Source organism: Lysobacter sp. ISL-50 (genome assembly GCF_018612875.1).
Taxonomy (GTDB): domain Bacteria; phylum Pseudomonadota; class Gammaproteobacteria; order Xanthomonadales; family Xanthomonadaceae; genus Lysobacter.
Genome location: NZ_JAGGRI010000002.1, coordinates 146,322 through 165,412, shown reverse-complemented (window position 1 = coordinate 165,412; position 19,091 = coordinate 146,322). Strand labels below are relative to the sequence as shown.

11 protein-coding genes are annotated in these 19,091 nt (G+C 67.2%); 5 read left to right on the top strand and 6 right to left on the bottom strand.

Going from position 1 to position 19,091, the window contains the following annotated elements; all coding sequences use genetic code 11:
* The first annotated feature begins 71 nt into the window (after positions 1–71).
* From J7J50_RS01220 to J7J50_RS01200, 5 genes are all read left to right on the top strand, one after another.
* Positions 72–1,763: a serine hydrolase domain-containing protein gene (locus J7J50_RS01220; protein WP_215057576.1), complete on the top strand. Its 1,692-nt coding sequence runs from the start codon at positions 72–74 to the stop codon at positions 1,761–1,763.
* Entirely contained in the window at positions 1,760–2,722 is a 963-nt protein-coding gene (locus J7J50_RS01215) for a ribokinase (RefSeq protein ID WP_215057577.1), read from the top strand. Before J7J50_RS01220 ends, J7J50_RS01215 begins: the two co-directional genes overlap by 4 nt.
* Before the next feature lie 72 nt (positions 2,723–2,794).
* The gene (locus J7J50_RS01210; protein WP_215057578.1) at positions 2,795–4,975 is read left to right on the top strand and encodes a formylglycine-generating enzyme family protein; all 2,181 of its coding nucleotides are present in this window, start codon (positions 2,795–2,797) and stop codon (positions 4,973–4,975) included.
* Positions 4,976–4,978: 3 nt separating this feature from the next.
* The gene (locus J7J50_RS01205; protein ID WP_251044378.1) at positions 4,979–6,868 is read left to right on the top strand and encodes a beta-L-arabinofuranosidase domain-containing protein; all 1,890 of its coding nucleotides are present in this window, start codon (positions 4,979–4,981) and stop codon (positions 6,866–6,868) included.
* Positions 6,869–7,000: 132 nt separating this feature from the next.
* Positions 7,001–8,218 (top strand): CoA transferase, encoded by a 1,218-nt coding sequence (locus J7J50_RS01200; RefSeq protein ID WP_215057579.1) that lies wholly within the window; start codon positions 7,001–7,003, stop codon positions 8,216–8,218.
* Between the two features lie 251 nt (positions 8,219–8,469).
* On the opposite strand, the gene J7J50_RS01195 is transcribed toward J7J50_RS01200, so the two are convergent.
* The 6 genes from J7J50_RS01195 to J7J50_RS01170 all read right to left on the bottom strand — a co-directional run bounded on the left by J7J50_RS01195 (position 8,470) and on the right by J7J50_RS01170 (position 18,840).
* A complete protein-coding gene (locus J7J50_RS01195; protein ID WP_215057580.1) occupies positions 8,470–9,174 on the bottom strand; it encodes a phospholipase D-like domain-containing protein in 705 nt (234 codons plus the stop codon).
* An 11-nt stretch (positions 9,175–9,185) separates the two neighbouring features.
* Entirely contained in the window at positions 9,186–14,540 is a 5,355-nt protein-coding gene (locus tag J7J50_RS01190) for a DNA repair ATPase (RefSeq protein ID WP_215057581.1), read from the bottom strand.
* 104 nt (positions 14,541–14,644) lie between these two features.
* On the bottom strand, positions 14,645–16,687 hold the full coding sequence (locus J7J50_RS01185; protein WP_215057582.1) for a flotillin family protein: 2,043 nt from the start codon (positions 16,685–16,687) through the stop codon (positions 14,645–14,647).
* An 80-nt stretch (positions 16,688–16,767) separates the two neighbouring features.
* A complete protein-coding gene (locus tag J7J50_RS01180; RefSeq protein WP_215057583.1) occupies positions 16,768–17,448 on the bottom strand; it encodes a hypothetical protein in 681 nt (226 codons plus the stop codon).
* Positions 17,449–17,500: 52 nt separating this feature from the next.
* On the bottom strand, positions 17,501–18,214 hold the full coding sequence (locus J7J50_RS01175; RefSeq protein ID WP_215057584.1) for a PspA/IM30 family protein: 714 nt from the start codon (positions 18,212–18,214) through the stop codon (positions 17,501–17,503).
* Entirely contained in the window at positions 18,214–18,840 is a 627-nt protein-coding gene (locus J7J50_RS01170; RefSeq protein WP_215057585.1) for a DUF2170 family protein, read from the bottom strand. Before J7J50_RS01170 ends, J7J50_RS01175 begins: the two co-directional genes overlap by 1 nt.
* Positions 18,841–19,091: the final 251 nt, after the last annotated feature.

Below are 19,091 nucleotides of genomic sequence, written 5' to 3'. Positions count from 1 at the left end.
ACCTTCCTTTCGACCGCCGCCGGCCCGGACGCCCGCGGCGGTGTTTTTCCGCTTCCCCAGGACCGCCCTCCTTGCCCGTTTCCCCCGCCCTTCGCCGCTGCCTGTTGATCCTCGGTGCGGGCTGGACGGGCGCGGCATGGGCGAACGGCGGCGCGTGCGCTGCACACGCCGGCTCGATGTCTGATGTCATCCCGGCTCCGCACGCCAGCTCGAAGTCTTTTGTGGGAGGGGCTTCAGCCCCGACCGTCGAAGCGACGCACTCGCAGCCCATACCGCCGCGATCCGAACCCGTCCCCACCCCCGACTTCAGCGCGCTGCACACCTTCATGCGCGAGACCACCGATGCACGCGGCTACCTCGGCGCGGTCACCCTGATCCTGCGCGACGGCCGCATCGTCGATTTCCGATCCTACGGCCAGCGCGACCTGGCGCGACACGAGCCGATGCGCAAGGACGCGATCTTCCGCATCTATTCGATGAGCAAGACCGTCGCCTCGGCAGCGGTGATGCTGCTGGTCGAGCAAGGCCGCGTGCGACTGGACGATCCGGTCTCGCGCTACCTGCCCGAACTGGCGCAGCGGCAAGTGATGACCGCCGGCGACGACGACGCGCCGACCTTGCGACCGGCCGCGAGCGAGATCACCGTGCGCCACTTGCTGACCCACACCGCCGGCTTCGCGGCCGGGCTCAAGGGCGACGACGCGGCGATGGCGGCGATGCAGCGCGACGATCCGCACGGCGCCTCGGATCTGCGCGGTTTCGTCGAGCGGCTGAGCCGCGCGCCGCTGGCCGCCGATCCGGGCACCCGCTTCGGTTACGACGGCGCGGCGATCGAAGTGTTGGCGCGCATGGTCGAAGTCGTATCCGCGCAGCCGTTCGACGCCTTCCTGCGTGAACGCATCTTCCAGCCGCTGGGCATGCGCGACACCGGCTTCAGCGTGCCCGCCGCGCAGCGCGGACGCGTGGTCGATATCACCACGATCGGCGATGACGGCCGTCTGCGCATCGCGGACGGGCCGAGCGCGCGCGAACCGGGGGCGGCCTTGAATGCGTATCCAAGCGGCGCCGGCGGTTTGTATTCCACCGCTTGCGACTATGCGCGGTTCGCGCAGATGTTGTTTGACGGGGGTGTGATAGCGGGTCGGCTTGGCGACGGCGCTTGCGATGATGGTTTGTCGGCGGATGGTCGCGCATTGAAAGACGGCCGGCGCGGGGAATGGACTCGACGCTCGGAGGACGCTCAATCATCGGGAGACTCTCAGCCGCCGACACACTCCCAGCCGTCATTCCCGCGAACGCGGAAATCCAGTGACTTTCGTGCAGTAACGTCAAAGCCACTGGATTCCCGCGTTCGCGGGAATGACGGAGTGAAAGAACGGCGCAACCCGATGCCCCCGAACAAACAGCCCCATTTGCTGCAAACCGAAACCGTCGCCCTGATGCTGAGCAACCAACTGACCATGCTCGACCCACCCGTACACCAGTACAGCCGCAACGAAGGCTTCGGCTTCGGCGGATCGGTGGTCATCGACATCGGCCGCGACGGCCAACCCGGTTCGCTCGGCCGCTTCGGTTGGCCCGGCGCGGCCTCGACCACCTACGCGATCGACCCGGCCCAACACCGTGTGGCCATCGCCCTGCTGCAACACCTTCCGCGCAGCGAAATCAAAGCGGACCTGCCGCGTATCAGCCGCGACTTCTACCGGCTCGTGGATGAGGCGATGAATCCGCGCGGCACCTCGAACGCGAAGGCCACGCCATGACCGGACCGACTCGCCGCTTCGTCCTGGTAGCCGGTTCGGCCAACCTGGACTTCGTAGTCCGCGCCAGCCACGTCCCGGCGCCGGGCGAAACCGTGCTCGGCCGCGAACTGCACACCTTCCCCGGCGGCAAGGGCGCCAATCAGGCGATCGCCTGCGCGCGCGCCGGCGGCGCCGCCACCCGCATGCTGCTCGCGCTCGGCGAGGACGCCTACGCCGAACCGGTCGAGCGCTCGCTGCGCGACGCCGGCGTCGAACTGCTGATCCGCCGCAGCCGCGAACACGCCACCGGCACCGCCTTCATCTGCGTGTCCGATGAGGGCGAGAACGCGATCACCGTCGCGCCCGGCGCCAACGCCACTTTACGCGGCGAGGATCTGCCCGCGTTGAACGAGATCAGCCACCTGCTGCTGCAACTGGAATCGCCGCTGGACGCGGTCGAGGCCTGGGCGCGCCGCGCCCGCGCGGCCGGCGTGCGCGTGGTGCTCAACGCGGCCCCGGCGCGGGCCTTGCCGGCCTCGCTGCTGGACTGCGTGGACCTGCTGATCGTCAACGAAGGCGAACTCGCCGCGCTTACCGGCATCGCCAACGATCTCGACGCAGCGCTGGCGCGCGTGGGCGTGGCGAACGTGGTGGTGACCCTCGGCGCGCGCGGCTGCCGCGCGCGCATCGACGGCGAATATCTGCGGCAGCCCGCATTCACCGTGCAGGCGCTGGACACCACCGCCGCCGGCGACACGTTCTGCGGCACACTGGCCGCGGCGCTGGCCGCCGGCGCCGCGTTCGCCGACGCGCTGCGCAGCGCCTGCGCGGCCTCGGCCCTGGCCTGCACCCGGCTCGGCGCGCAGGCCAGCGTGCCGGCGCACAATGAAGTCCAGGCGCTGTTGCGCGGTGCCGAGGCGCAAGCGGTTGTGGAACGGGCTTCAGGACCGGCGCTTTCCAGCCACAACACCATGATCTGAAACAAGAGCATCGGGGCTGAAGCCCCTCCTACAACAGCCTGCTTCCGAAAGTTTCGCGAATCCGAGTCGCCCATGCCCCACTACGATCCCGCCGCCGACGCCGCCCCCGAAGACGAACGCCCGCGCGTGCGCCACGAATACAAGTTCTCGCACGTCACCACCCAGCGCTATCTGCCGCTGCCGGGCAAGGCGCCGGGCTGGCCGTTCGCCGAGATCGGGCACTGGAAGATGGAGGTGGACGCGACCCTCGACGACTGGATCGCCGAGCTCAAGGACTGGCGCCGCGAGCACTTGATCCGCATCGGCTACGACGACGCTCACTACCGCCGTCCCGAACTGCAGTGGGCGCAGCGTAATTTCGTCCACTCCCAGATGATGGCCGAGGATCGCTATTTCTACGATCCGGTCGAAGGCCGCTACACCGTGGATCGCTATCTCGACGATCTGCAGCGCCGCTACGGCGGCATCGACAGCGTGCTGATCTGGCATGTGTATCCGAACATCGGCGTGGACGATCGCAATCAGTTCGATCTGGCCGCCGACCTGCCCGGCGGCCTCGACGGTCTTCGCGGCGCGATCGCGGATTTCCATCGCCGCGGCGTGCGCGTGTTCCTGCCGACCATGCCCTGGGACCAGGGCACGCGCGACAGCGGCCGCCCGGATTGGCAGTGCGTGGCCGAACTGGTCGCGGCGGTCGGCGCCGACGGCGTCAACGGCGACACCTACAACGGCGTGCCGCGCGCGTTCTTCGATGCCTGCGACCAGCTCGGCCATCCGGTGGTGCTGCAACCCGAGTCCACGATCAGCGCCGAGGAAGCGCTGATCTGGAACGTGCAGAGCTGGGGCAAGAAGGCGCCGAACGAGGTCATTCCGCCGGTGGCCAAGTTCAAGTGGCTCGAATCGCGGCACATGATCAATTACGAGAACCGCTGGGGCCGCGACCGCAACCACGATCTGCAATACATCTTCTTCAACGGCGTGGGCTACAACGCCTGGGAAAACATCTGGGGCCTGTGGAACCAGCTCACCGACCGCGACGCCGAAAGCCTGCGCCGCATCGCCATGATCGAACGCGAGTTCGCGCCGAACATGGTCAGCCCCGATTGGCGGCCGTATGCGCGCACCCTGCAGGCCGGCGTGTTCGCCAGCCGCTTCCCGCACCGCGGCGCGACGGTGTGGACCGTGGTCAATCGCCATGAGTACGAGATCGCCGGCGAGCAGATCGCGGTCGATCATCTCGACGGCGCGCGTTACTACGATCTGTGGAACGGCGAGGCGCTGACACCGCGCATCGACGGCGCCCGCGCGGTGCTGGAGTTCGCCGTGGAAGGCCGCGGCTTCGGCGCGCTGCTGGCGCTGGCGGCCGGCGCCGAACATCCGGACCTGGACGCGTTCCTGGCGCGCATGCGCGAACGCGCGGCGACGCCATTGCACCGCTACTCGGCGCAGTGGCGCTCGCTGCAGCAACGCCTGCTGCCGATCGAGCCGGTCGCCGCGGTCGCGTCCGCGCCGCCGGGCATGATCGACATCCCGGCCGGCGAATTCGACTTCAAGGTCGGCGGCGTGCAGATCGAAGGCCAGACCTGGGACGGCGTGGACGTGCAATACCCGTGGGAAGACAACGCGCGCCGCAACCATCGCAAGCGCATGCGACTGCCGCGCTATTTCATCGACCGCACGCCGGTCACCAACGCCGAGTATCTGCGCTTCGTCCAGGCCAGCGGCTATCGGCCGCGCGATGCGCATAATTATCTGCGCGACTGGACCGACGGCGCGCCGCGTCCAGGCTGGGAGCGCCGTCCTGTGACCTGGGTGTCGATCGAAGACGCGCGCGCTTACGCCCAGTGGGCCGGCAAACGCCTGCCGCGCGAGTGGGAATGGCAGTACGCCGCGCAGGGCGGCGACGGCCGCCTCTATCCATGGGGCAACGATTGGCGCGACGACGCCGTGCCCGCGCCGAATCGCGGCCGCCGCCTGCGCGCGCCCGACGAAGTCGATGCGCATCCGGCCGGCGCCAGCGGGTTCGGCGTGCTCGATCTGATCGGCAACGTCTGGCAATGGACCGACGAATACCACGACGAACACACCCGCGCGGCGATCCTGCGCGGCGGCAGTTCCTACCAGCCGCAGACCTCGCACTGGTATTTCCCGCAGGCCTATCGCCTGGATCAGCACGGCAAGCTGCTGCTGATGGCGCCCGGCAAGGACCGCTCGGGCTGCATCGGCTTTCGCTGCGCCGCCGATGCGAGTTGAACGATGACACGCGACGATTTCCATCCCGCGATCGATCCGGCCGGCATCCATCTGCGCGGCCTGCTCGGCGACGCGCTGGACGCCAATCGCGCCGGCCGCCTGTCGCATTTCATCGTCGATGAAACCAGCCCGGCGATCGCGATCTTCGCGCCGGCGCGGCGCGCGCAGAATCTGGAAGGCGACTGGTACGGCGAACACGCCGGCAAGTGGCTGGTCGCCGCGGCCAAGGCCGCCGCGCGCAGCGGCGACGCGGACTTGCGCGCGCGCGTGCACCGCGTCGCGGATTTCCTGGTCTCCACGCAAGAGGCCGACGGTTATCTGGGCACCTACGCGCCCGACCGCCGCTTCATGCGCAAGCAGGCGCCGGCGCCGCTGAGTTGGGACGGCGCGCCGAGCGTGCGCACCTGGGACATCTGGACCCACGCCTATCTGATTCTGGGCCTGCTGGAAGTGCACCGGCATTTTCCGCAGCCGCGTTATCTCGGTGCCGCGCGCAAGATCGGCGATCTGTGCCTGCGCACCTTGAGCGCGGGCGGTATCGACATCACCGAACTGGGCAACCATCACGGCATGTCGGCGACGGTGCTGCTGGACCCGGCGGTGGAGTTGTATGTGGCCTGCGGCGATCGCAGCTATCTGGATCTGGCCCTGACCGTGCTCGGCCAGGCCGATGCGCATCCGCCGCTGGCCTTGCTCACGCGCGCGCTGGCCGGCGTGGACGCGGCCTGGATCGCGACCGGCAAGGCCTATCAGCTGGCGTGGAATCTGGTCGGCCTGGCCAAGCTGTACCGGGTCAGCGGCCACGCCGACTATCTGACCGCGGTCGAATCGGTGTGGCGCAGCATCCGCGATCATCACCTCACGCTGTGCGGCGGGCCCTGGGGCGGCGTCGCCCACCGTTCGCGCGAAGCCTTCAATCCGGCCGGCGTGTTCAGTCCGCAAGGCTATGTCGAAACCTGCTCGACGCTGGCGTGGATTCAACTCAATCGCGAGCTGCTGGCGATCACTGGGCAGGCGATCTACGCGGAAGAGATCGAACGCTCGGCCTACAACGATCTGCTCGGCGCGCAGGCGCCCAACGGCGAGGACTGGTGTTACTACGTCTTTCCGAACGGACGCCGCGTGCACACCACCTACTGGCGCTGCTGCAAATCCAGCGGCGCGATGGCGCTGGAGGAATTGCCGGGCGTGGCCTATGTGCGCGCCGATTCCGACACCCTCGCGGTCAATATCTATGGCGAAGGCTCGGCGCGGATCGTCCTGGCGGCGGCGGGCCGCGTCGCCATCGATCAACGCACGCAGTATCCGTTCACCGGCGACATCCGTTTGCACGTCGAGCCGCAGCGCGAAGCCGAGTTCGCGCTGAAGCTGCGGATTCCGTCATGGGCGCAGGGCGCTCGCGTCACGGTCAACGGCGCGGCCGTCGATGATGACGCCGTCATCGCCGGCGATTACTGCACCCTGCGGCGGCTGTGGCGCCCGGGCGACGAAATCGCCCTGCAATTGCCGATGACGCCGCGCACCCATGTCGCGGTCAACCGCAATGTGCAGGAATCGCGCGCGCCCGACGGCAGCGCGGTCGCGCAGGAGGTGCTGCATCACGAATACCTCGCCGTGACCTGCGGCCCGCTGGTCTACGCCAGCGACTTGATCGACGGCTTCAAGACGGAGGAAACCCTGCGCCTGCCGCAGGCACCGCCCGCGCAGTGGCTGCGCTGGTCGCCGCCCGACGCCGGGCATGCGCTGCCGCGCATCGAGCTGAGCCCGGGTTACCGCGCGCCGCTGGTGTTTCAGCCGTATTACTGCGCCGGCGGCCGCGTCGATGGCGCCTGGCGCCTGACCTGGATGTCGCTGTCGCCGCTGACGGCGGACGCGACGGCCGACGAGACATGATTTCGCACCCGTTGCACACGCGCCAAGCAAGAATTTGTGGCGGCAGAACATATGCCCCCTGCCTGTTTATCCGCGCCCGGCCGGCGCAGAGTTGAATCGCCGCAGGCACCCGCTTCCGGAATGACGCACCGCATGGATTCCAACGCTCCCGACTTCGCCGGCGCACATCGCGGCGACGCCACGCAAGGCCCGCTCGCCGGCATCCGCGTGCTCGATCTGAGCGCGTACATCGCCGGCCCGTTCGGTTGCACCCTGCTCGCCGACCAGGGCGCGGACGTGATCAAGATCGAACCGCCCGACGGCGACAACCTGCGCCAGTATCCGTCCACCCTGGCCAGCGAGAGCCGCGCCTTCATCGGCGTCAATCGCAGCAAGCGCGGCATCGTGCTGGATCTCAAGCAGGCCGCCGACCACGCCGTGCTGCTGCGCCTGGTGCGCGAGGCCGACGTGCTAGTGCACAACTTCCGTCCCAACGTGCCGCAGCGGCTGGGCATCGATTTCGAACGCCTGCAGCTGATCAATCCGCGCCTGATCTATTGCGCGGTCACCGGCTACGGCGAAACCGGGCCGATGAAGGACAAGGCCGGTTACGACCAGGTACTGCAGACCATGACCGGCATGTGCGCGCTGCAAGGCCCGCGCGGCGGTCCGCCGGAAATCATCTACGGCTCGGTGGTCGATTACTACGCCGCGGCCCTGCTCGCCGCCGGCGTGTCGTCGGCCTTGTTCGAACGCGAACGCAGCGGCCTGGGCCAGTTCGTCGGCGTGTCGCTGCTGCGCGCCGCCTTGACCATGCAATCGGCGCGGATGATCTGGGCCGAGGGCGAGAGCCTGGACATCGGCCGCGACATGCGCTCCGGCGGCGTCACCGGCATCCATCCGACCCGCGACGGCCACATCTACATTTCCGCCAACACCGCGCGGTTCTGGAAGAGCCTGTGCGAGAAGACCGGCCTGAGCGAACTGGCCGACGATCCGCGCTACGACAGCGTGCGCAAGCGCGCTCAGGCCGCGGCCGAGATCGTGCCGCGCCTGCACGAAGCGCTGGCGGCGCGCACGGCGATGCAGTGGGAGGCCTTGTTCGGCGATGAGGTGCCGTGCGCGGCGGCGCGGCGGATCGAGGACATGTTCGAACATCCGCAGGTCGTGGCCGAAGGCATCGTCGGCGTGATCGATCACCCGCAGGTGGGGCCGTATCGCGGAGTCGCGCAGTCGATCAAGTTCGGTCGCACGCCCGGGCCCGCGCCGTTCGCGGCGCCGGTGCTGGGGCAGGATACGCAGACGGTGAAGGATGAGTTGGCGGAAAGCGGCGGCGTGAGTCGCCGGCGGCGTAGCCGTGGCGGGGATTGATCGGGGCTTGCAGGGAAAGAGGTGCTTTTATGGGAGGAGCGCTCTTGTGGGAGGGGCTTTAGCGCCGATGCTTTCCGCTCAAATCGCCGCGATGCTGCGGAGGAGAGCAGCAACCTGTGAATGCTCAGTGATCTGAGCCAAAAGCATCGGGGCTAAAGCCCCTCCCACAAGAGCAGCCCCTCCCACAAGAGCAGCCCCTCCCACAAGAGCAATCCCTCCCACAAGAGCGCCCCCTCCTACAAAAGCGCTCCTTACCGCGCCGCGTTCGCCCCCGGCGCGAACTTCTCCCACAGTTCCTCGAACTGCCCGGAAAAACACCGCACCAGATTCGCATCGTCGGTGACCACGAGGTTTTCCTCGTTGCTGGTGGTCGCGCTGCGGGTCCAGTTGAAACTGCCGTTGGCCAGTACCCGCCCGTCGAACAAGGCGAACTTGTGGTGCATGTGGAACGGGCTGTCGTCGATCCGCACCGCCACGCCGAGTTCGCGCAGGCGCAGCACATCGCTGCCTTCGTCGAACTTCTTGTCGTTGTCGCTGATCACCCGCACCTCGATCCCGCGCTTGTGGCAGGCGAGGATCTCTTCGCTCAGCCGATCGTCGGAAATCGTGTAGACGCAGATCGCGACGCTGCGCCTGGCCGTTCGGCACAGCTCGCGCAACTTGCGCAGGCAGGCGTCGCCGGGAGCGAAGTAGGCGCTGGACACCACCGCCGGCGCGGCCGCGACCACGTCCAGGGTCTTGACCACCTGCTCCAGCCAACGCAGCGCATCCATCGTATGCAGCGGCTCGACCAGCATCAGCTCACGGGCCATGTCGAAGGCGCGGTTGCGCAGATAGCGCACGCGATCGCCGCCGATACTGCCGCCCAGCTCGCGCAGCTCGAATTTTTCTTCGTTGTCCAACGCGTAGTCGGCAAGGCTGTCGCGCAGTTTCTGATCGAGTTGTCCGAAATCCATCGCCCGCCCCGTCAGCGTTGCACGCGGCCGTTGAGCCGGTCGGCGAAATCGTTGAGCGCGCGCTGCAGTTCGCGCTGCTGCTCGGTCATCGCCGCGCGCGTCGGCGCATCGGCGATTTCGCGCTCGCCCAGATGCTTGAACAACTCCACCAGTGCCTCGTTGATCCGGGTCTGGCGCTCGGAGTTGTCGTGCAGGCGATCGACCAGGGGATCGAACGCCTGCTGCAAGGCCGGCCCCAACTGACTCAACAAAGCGCCGAAGTCCGGCGCCGGCGTCGCCACCGGCGCGGCTGCTTGCGGCTTGGCCTGCGTCTTCGCCACGCGTTCGAGCAGCGCCACGATCTCCGCCCACGGCGCCGGATTCTCCACCGGCGGCGGCGCGGCCGGCGCGCGGCTGGCGGCGCTGTCGAGCGCGCGCACGCTCTCGACCAGATCGTTGAGTTGCGCCACCACGCGTCCGCCGACATCGGCCTCGCCCGCGCCCATCGCCTTGTTGCGCAGGAAATCGCGCTTGATCTGGACCCAGCGCGCGTCCTGCCCGGCATCCAGCACGCCGCGCAGTTCGCCGAGCTTGAGCAGATTCTCTTCCGCGCCGGAAGTCAGCAACTGCGCCTCGCCCAGGTAGTGATCGCCGATCAGCTGTTGCAGCTCGGCCTCGTTCATCACCGGCGAAATCTTCTCGGCCAGCTTGTTCATGTTGCGATAGCTGCCCTGCAGCTTGAACGGCGGCTCGGTGCGATAGCTCTGCGCCTGTGCGGCGCTGGCGATGTACTGCTGGTTGACCTTGTAGACCACGTCGCGGACCTTGATCAGCCGCTCCAGGGTGGCGACGATCTCGTTGATTTCCGCGCCGCTGTAGGCGTGGCGCAGTTCGTTGGCCGAGAACGCGCGGCCTTCGGCCTTGTCCACGAAGCGGTACAGATCGGCCATCTCGCGCGTGGCCAGCGGCGCCAGCACCGGATTCGAGGTCAGGCTGTTCTCGATGTAGCTCAGCAGGAACGAGGCCTCCATGCCGCCGAGCACGTCGCCGAGGTTGTAGATGTCGGCGCGGTTGGCGAGCATGTCCGGAATCTTGAACACCTCGCCCGACTCGGTGTACGGGTTGCCGGCCATGACCACGCAGAACTTCTTGCCGCGCATGTCGTAAGTGCGCGTGCGGCCCTTCCACACGCCCTCGATGCGGCGGGTGCCGTCGCACAAGGAGATGAACTTCTGCAGGAATTCGGGATGGGTGTGCTGGATGTCGTCGACGTACAGCATCACGTTGTTGCCCATTTCCAGGGCCAGATTGAGTTTCTCCAGCTCCTGGCGCGAGGTCGCGTCCGGCGCCTGGGCCGGATCGAGCGAACGCACCTCATGGCCGAGCGCGGGGCCGTTGATCTTCATGAAGATCAGGCCCAGCCGGTGCGCCACGTACTCCATCAGCGTGGTTTTGCCGTAGCCCGGCGGCGAGATCATCATCAGCAGGCCCATCAGATCGCTGCGCTTGCTCTCGCCGACCGTGCCCATCTGCTTGGCGAGGTTGTCGCCGATCACCGACAGGTAGACGTCGTTGATCAGCTTGTTGCGCACGAACGAGCTCAGCGGACGCGGCTTGAATTCGTCCAGGCGCAGCGCATGGCGCTCGCGCCCGACGATCTGCTGGCGCAGGGCCTGATAGCGCTGGAAGCCGGGCACGAAGTGCTCGCGATGGTGACGCAGGCGCGCCGACCAGTCGTCGATCGCCAGCGTCATCCGTCCCTCCTTGACCCGCGGGTGCTCGCCGAGCAGCCCCTGCACGCTCGCGCTGAGTTCGGTTTCGGTGACCTTCTTCGCGAACTCGCCGTCGAGCAGCAACAAGGTCGCGGCCTCGGCGGCGTAAGCGGCGATCGGCGCCAGCTCCGGGCTGCGCGCCATCGCTTCGATCCAGTTCATCGCCAGCGCCCAGCGCGCCGCCGGGCGCTCGCGCAGTGCGTCCAGGGTCTGGGCGAAGCCGTCCCACATGCGCGCGGCGGTCAGCTTCTCGCGCAGCGCGTTCAACAACTGCTGCGCGTATTTGCTGAACACGAACTGCGGACGCTCGGCCGACAGCTCCAGCACCAGGTACTCGGCCGCGCGCGGCGTCAGCGCCGGATCGATCGGCAGGCTGTGCGCCTGCGCATAGGCGTTCATCGCCGCGGCGACTTCGCCGCGCAGCGCTTCCAGTCCGGCGGCGCTGCCGAACAGGCGCTCGATGTCGGCCGCGGTGCGCGCGCGTTCGGGCCACTGCACCGCCTCGCCCTGTTCGCCGGCCTGCGACCAGAACAGCGCCGCCCAGGCCCGCGCGGCCGGTTCGAAGGCGAGACTGCCGGCGCTGTCGCGCAGCGGCAGCAAGGCCTGCAGGATCAACGTGGCATCGTGATCGTGGATGCCCTTCTCGTAGCCTTCGCGGTAACGCGGCGCGGCGAAATCGCGCACGCTGCGCGCCAACGCCTCGGGCTGCGCCAGCTGTTGCCGCAGCAGGTCCATGCTCAGGCCGTCGCGATTGGCCAGCGCGGCTTCGATCACCAGCCCGGCCAGATACTCGCCGCGCGAGAGCTGCGGCGATTCGGAATCCATCGACACGCCCCAGTAGGCGCGCGCGGCGTCCAGGTCGGGGTTGTCCAGCGGCTCGAAGAAATCCGTGCCGGTCAGATGCAGGTTGAGCGTTTCCCCGCGCGGCAGCAGGGTCAGGTCGAGTTCCTGCGTGTTGACGCTGAAGCGATGGCGCGGGCCGAGCTTGATCACATCGCCGCCGGCCTCGAACAGCTCGCTGCGGTCGCGCAGCGCGCGCACCGCCTGATCGCGCGCGCCCTTCAGGCGCGCTTCGACGTCGTCGGCCTTGACGCTGTCCTTGAGCGCGCGCAGGCGCTCGGCCAGCTCGCGCAGCTTGAGGATCAGCGCGTCGCCGGCGAAGAAGGCGTTCAGCTCGTCCGCGCTGGCGAAGCGCGCGGTGCGCCGGCCCAGCCCTTCGAGAATGCGCGTGGCCGCGTCCATGACCGCCTGCGCCTTGCGCTGGCGATCGTCGAGCAGGGTCTGCTTGTGCGCTTCGAAGGTTTCCAGCAGCTCTTCGCGCTTGGACAGGATGTCGCCGAGGAAGGCTTCGTGCTCGCCGAACTGGCTCTCCAGTTCCTCCAACTGCACCATCAGCCGCGAGAGTTGTTCGTCGGCCTTCTCCGGGTCCTGCGCCAGCGACAGCGCGCTGGCGATGCTCTGCCCGAACAAGGTGAACTGCGCGCCGAACTGGGCCACCGATTCGGCCGAACCCAGGCTCTTGCGACGCTGATCGGCGCGCGCCTTGGCCTGATTGAGCCTGGCGTAGATCTGCGAGATCGATTCGACGATGCGGGTGCGCTGGGTCGCGTCCTCGACCTTCAGCGTCGCCATCAACGCCGAGAGCATGTCCAGGTCGCCGGACATGGCCTGCATCTGCGCCAGCGGTTCGGCCAGTTGCGACACCGTGTTCGCCTGCTGCGCCTGCGCGTCCAGCGCCTGCAATCGCTCGGCCAGCGGCGCCAGCGCCTTGTCGCCGGCGAGGAAGGCGCCGGTGGCCGCGCCGATGCGCTCGTGCTCGACGACCAGCGCCTTCTCCATCGCGTCGATCGCGCCGACATCGATGTAGCGGTATTCGCGAATCGTCAGCAGATGCCCGCGCTGCGCGGTCAGGCCGTTGAGCGCGTCGACGAATTCCTGGACTTTTTCCCAGTTCTCCGGCTGCAGGCTGTCGAGCAGGGTTTTCTGCTTGCTCTGGGCCTCGCGCATGGCGCGGTCGGACTGGCTGCGGATGCCTTCGACTTTCTCGTATTCGTCCAGCACCGACTCGGCGGTGGCGGCGATCTCGCGCAGCAGCGGCGCGACATCGCCGCAATTCGGGTCCGACAACCAATGGTGAGCATCGAACAGGCGCCGCGTGTTCTGCGCGAGCAGGCCGTAGCGCTGCGCCGACACCTCGGTGGCGTCGATCTCGCGGCTCAGGCTGATCAGCTCGGACACCCCGCGCACCAGTTCGGCGTTGCCGATCTTGCCCATGAAGGTGTTGCCGGCCGGCTGGCGCGCGGCGTATTCGTCGCTGGCGTAGGGCGTCTGCCAGACCTGCATGGGGTGCACGCGGGTCGGCTCGTCGCTTTCGCTGGCGAAGATCACCATGCGCCCGTCTTCCAGGCGCGCGTAGCCGTGACCGAAGATCGGCGTCTGCAGGCGCCGCTCGATCATGTTGTAGGTGAACATCGCGGTGCGGCCCTGCTCGGGCTCGTAGAACAGGTAGAGCACGTCCTCGCCGTTGGGCGAACGGATGCTGCGCTTGTAGCGCATGCCGTCCATCGACTGGTCGAAGCTCTTGTGTTCGCCGTTTTGCAGGTAATAGCCGCCCGGAAAGATGATGCCGTGGTCTTCCGGCAACTGGATGCAGGCCAGGCCGATCGCGTCCAGGCGCAGCACCTTGCCGGTCAGGGTGTTGAACACCAGATAGCGCCATTGCTCTTCGCGGTAAGGCAGGATCTTGAGCAGGATCAGGCTGCCGACCTTGGCGAAATCGACCTGCGCGTCGTCCAGCGATTGGGTCTTGTCCGCCACCGGCTCGCGGTAGATGCCCTGGCCGTCCTCGGTGTTGTTCTCGATCTTGACGGTGAGATCGCCGTTGACCGTCTCCACGAACACGCTGTCGAGAATGTTCAGATGCGGATGGCGGCCGTTGACCACCATCTCGCGGGTGGCGCGGGTCCATTCGAAATCGAACGGCGCCGGCAGCGCGATGTCGCGCTCACCGCGGTTGTCGATGTAGCGCACCTCGCCGTCGGGTGAGACCGACCAGCGGAACACGCGCAGGTCGGTGATGCGTTCGCCGATCTGGAACGCCGCCAGCAGCTTGCTGTCGCGCACGATCAACTGGATCAGCCGGGTGTGCTTGTAGTACGCGTACAGCTCGCGGAAATCCTGCACGAAGCTGTCGATGCCGAGGAAGCTGCCCTTGAGATCGACCGGCGTGACATCAAAGCCCTCCGGCCCCTGCACCAGCTTGTACAGGGAGAATACGTCCGCGACCGTGGTTTCCTTCTTCAGGCCCAGGAACACGTTGTAACCGAACACCAGGTGCTCGCCGACCTGCACGATGTCGCGCGCGACGCAGTTGTTCTCGGTGCGGATGCGAAACCGCCCGATGACTTCCATCTGGCTGCCGCCGAACTCGCTCAAGCGCTGCTTGTTCAAGCCGTCGGCGATGCCGCGCAAGCGCAGGCCCTGCTCGGCCAGGCGCTTGCTCAGCACTTCATAGGCGCCGCCCTGGGCCACGGCCTGGTCGACCGCGGCATGGGCCGCCTTCGCGCTGTCGTTGGAAATCTCGCCCGCGGCCGCGGTCGGGTTGGTCTGCGCCATCAGTGGTTCGTCCTACCGGTCCTGCCCGCGGCGCGACATGCGCGCCACGGACGTCAATCCGATGCGCCGCCGCGCGGCGGCGCATTCCCTGGTCAGGCGCGCGCTCAGGAGTCGAGCGTGGTCTCGCCCGCGGCCTTGCTGTCGCTCTTGCCGTCGGCCTTGGCCAGCAGCCGCTGCAGCACGTCCTGCACGATCGGGCTCTTGCCGGCGACGCCTTCGATCGCCTTGCCCACCGACAGGGCCTTGGCGAAGGAGTCGAAGAACGCGCCTTCGCCGCCGACGATGTCGATGTTGGCCTTGCTGAGCGCCGCGGCCAGCACGTCGGACTGTTCCTTGGCGATGTCCTTGTTGGCGGCGATGCCGGCGATGGCCTGCTCGAAGTTCTTTTCCAGTTGCATGCGGAATTCTTCGTGGGCGCGGGCCTGATCGCTGAGCGAATCGAGCGCGCCGAACTTCTGCGACAGGCCCTCGGCCTCGGACTTGAACTTCTGCAGCAGCACCTCGGCCTCGGACAAGCCCAGGTCGCGGTTGGCCTTGGCCTTGGCCGCGCCGAGCTGTTCTTCGCCGCGCGCCTGCGCGAACAGGTTCTCTTCCAGCACCTTGGCGTCGGACAGGCCCAGCTTCTGCTTGGCGTCGGCCTGCGCTTCCATCACCCGCGCCTGCGCCATGCCCTTTTCCTGATCGCCCTTGGCTTCCGCGCCCATGGTCTCGGCGACCACGCGCGCCTTGGCCATGCCTTCCTTCTCGATCGCCGCGGCGGTGATTTCGCGCACCCGCGCATCGGCCAGGCCCGGCGCCGCGCGCTCGGCCTCGATGCCTTCGGCCATCTTCTTCTTGGCTTCGGACTGCTTGCCGGCCGATTCCAGCTCGGCCTGGGCCAGGGTGGTGATTTCCACCGCCTTGTGCCGGGACGCGGTCTCGTCGGCCTCGGCCTGCTTGACCTGACGCACCAGCTCTTCCTCGGCCTTGGCCTGGGCGTGCAGCACCATCACCTGCTTGGCGCGGTCGGCCTCCGACACCTGGCGCACTTCCTTGATCCGCTCTTCTTCCTGGGCCACGGTCTTCTCGACCGCGATGCGGTCGCGGATCACGTTGGCGATTTCCTTGCGCTGTTCTTCCAGCGCTTTTTCCTTCTCGATCCGGTTGAGCTCGACCTCGCGTTCGCGCGCGACGATTTCCAGATCCTTGGCGCGGGTGACCTTCTCGACCTCGATCACCACCGCGCGCTGGCGGTTCTGCTGCGCGACTTCGACCTCGCGCTGGCGGTTCTGCTCGCGGATGTCGAGCTGCTCCTGCACCGAAATGCGCGCGTTCTCCGACTTCAGCCGCTCTTCTTCCTGCACCTTGGCGGTCTCGGCCTGCTCGCGCGCCTGGATGGTCTGGATCTCGCGCTTCTGCCGCGCCTCGGCGTCGGCCTGCTGGCGCTCGAGCGCGAGCATGGCTTCGCGGGTCTCGACGTTCTTCTTGGTGATCGCCAGCTGCTCGTTGCGTTCGAGCTCGTTGGTGATGACGTTCTGCGCCGCGGTCAGCTCGGTGATCTTGCGGATGCCTTCGGCGTCGAGGATGTTGGTCGGGTCCAGCGACGACTTCGGCGTCTGCTCCAGGTAGTCGATGGCGACGTCTTCGAGCACATAGCCGTTGAGATCGTTGCCGATCACCTCGATGATGCGGTCGCGGAATTCCTGCCGGTTCTCGAACAGCTTGACGAACTCGATCTGCTTGCCGACGGTCTTGAGCGCCTCGGAGAACTTCGCGTTGAACAGCTCGTTGACCGCGGTGCGGTCCGAAGCGCGGTCCACGCCGATCGCCTTGGCGACCTTGAGCACATCCTGCTGGGTCTCGTTGACGCGCAGGTAGAACGCGACGGTGATGTCGGCGCGCATGTTGTCCTTGCAGATCAGTCCGTCCTTGGCGCGGCGATCCACTTCCAGGGTGATCAAGGAGATCTGCATGAACTCCTTCTTGTAGATCACCGGATACACCAGCGCGCCGGTGAAGTGCACCTTCGGCGTGGCGGACATGTCGTTGACGATCAGGGCCGTGCCCTGCGGGACCTTGATGTAGAAGGCCTTGAACATCAGCAACATCACGAACACGATCAGCACGGCGACGCCGATCAGCGTCAGCACCATGATTGCAGTACCCATTTGCATCTCCCTATGACTCGACTACTTGTGTTACGGACGCGGCGGCCGTAACGGTAAGGACGCAATGTCGCCGTGAGGCGTCAGGCGCCGCGGAATTCGTCTTCGCTGACCACGCGGTAAGCGTTCTGGTCTTCGATGTATTCGATGAGCACGACGCGGTCGCCGCGCTTGAAGCGTTGCGGATCGTCTTCGCGGATCTGCAGGATCAGCCCCGCGCCGCCGTCTTCGACGCTGGCGGTGCCGGTGACGCGGTTGACCGGCGAGCGGATCACCGCGGTCTGGCCCAGGATCGGCCGCGGCGGGCCGGGCTGCATCTTGCGCAGCAGCTTGCGCACCGGGCGCAGCACGAAGGCCGCCACCGGAATGGCCAGGGCGAAGGCGACGACAATGACCACCGCGCCGCCGGCGATGCGCAGCAGCGCGGTCGGCAGCAGGTTCAGCAGGTACACGTCGGCCAGGTAGGTCAGGCCCCAGGACACGCCGACCAGCGTGCTGAGCACGACGGTGATCGGAATGCCGCCCAGGCCCAGGCGCATCAGCGGATCGAACACGCCTTCGTGATGTTGATGGGCGCCGTCGGCGAGGGTGTGATCGCCCAGGCCGTGGCCATGGCCGTGCAGATCGCCGCCGATCCAGCCGTCGATCATCTCGCCGCCGACCAGCCCGAGCGCGGACAGCAGCCAATAGCAGATGACCACGCCGAACAACACCGTGTAGAACGCCGTCGGCAGCGTGAAAATCGTACTGAAGAATTCCAACATTCGCTTCCCTCCCCCGCTCGCCGTCGTCCTGACGGCCCCTGCATCGAACCGGTCAGTCCGGCATTTTTTGTCGCAACCTCAACAGCACCGCCTCGGCGCCGGCGTCGTCGGGCATGATCCCGGCGTCGCGCAATTTACGTTCCAGCGCATCGCCGCGATCGCCGCGCGCCAGCTCGGCCGCCGCTTCCATGCGCGCGCCGCGCTCGGCCTGTTTCTGTTTGATCCGCGCCAATGAGTCGATCGCGGTCTGCAGCTTGTTGTGCGGGCCGGCGTAGCGCTGGGCGACCGCGGCTTGCGCGCGCTGCACGCTCTGCGTGGCTTTCACCGTGTCCAGCTGTTGTTTGAGGCGGCGGATGTTGCCTTCGGCCATCGCCACGGACTTGCGCAGCTCGGCGGCGCTGGCGGCCAGTTCCTGGACATGGCGTTGATCGTCGCTTCGGTTGGATTCGAGCTGCACGATCTTGTCCGCGACTTCACGCGCCAGGGCCTCGTCGCCGCTTTCCATCGCCTTGATCGCATAGCCTTCGTATTCGCCGACCTTGTCGCCCAGCTCGCTCAGCGCGCGCTCGGCCAGGGTGTGGCGCGCGAGCAGATGCGCGAGCGACTCGCGCGACTGGCGCAGGTCCAGATCGCAATCGCGGATTTCCTGGTCCAGGATGCGCAGCGCGCGGCTGTCCACCCAGCCGTCGCCGAGATCCTGCGCGCCGCCGCGCAGCGAGGTCAGCAGCTTGCTCCAGATATTGCCGCCGCCTTCGGACCTGGACATCAGGCGGCCTCCAGCAGCTGCATCTCATAGGCCTCGGTGGCCTTGATGACGTTGTCGGCCAGGGTCTCGATCTCGTACAGCACGTTGGACAGCGACGAGGATGCGCTGAGCGAGCCGAACATCATGTACGCGTCCTCGCCGTCGGCCAGGGTTTCGATGCCGATGGTGGACAAGGGAAAGATCACCTTGTGGGTGCGCAGCACTTCTTCGTTGAACGCGGCCGGGTCGCGCACGTGCGAGACCGGCCACAGCAGCGCCTCGACCACGATCTGCTCGCCGACCACGGCCAGGAACAAGGGCAGATCGCCGTACTCGGCCATCACCAGATGCAGACTGGCCTGCGCGCCGTCGATCAGTTCGATCACCGAATCGCCGTAAACGAATTCCTCCGCCTGCGACAAAGCGTCGTACAGACCGGCGGACGTCCAGACCTTGCCGTCGTTCATGCTGCTCTCCACGCGTCCACGCCCCGGCGCCGCACCACGCGGCTGCCGCATCCGCTTCTCCACCGCTCCCAGTTCGTCCGCGAACTCGGGCAGCACCCACAACTCCTTCTTGATCAGCCCCTTCTCGCGAAGTCGTTCGCGATGACGGCGCTGGTAGTAAGCGGAGGATCGGCGTTCCATGTCGTTCACGTTAATTCATCACATGTGACATTGGCAACACATGACATGTAAGAACCGACGAACGGTGTGGCGAACCGCCCGACACGCCGTCGATTCTTTAATATTCAATGACTTGAACAGACATATCCGGCGGACCAACGACGCCCGGGCGGGCGCGGCACCGGGATCGGAACCGACCCGGCAACCGCAAAGCTCGGGGTTTGCGGCGCGAACGGCTCACGGCCCGCGTGCCAGCCGGCCGCTGCGGACGG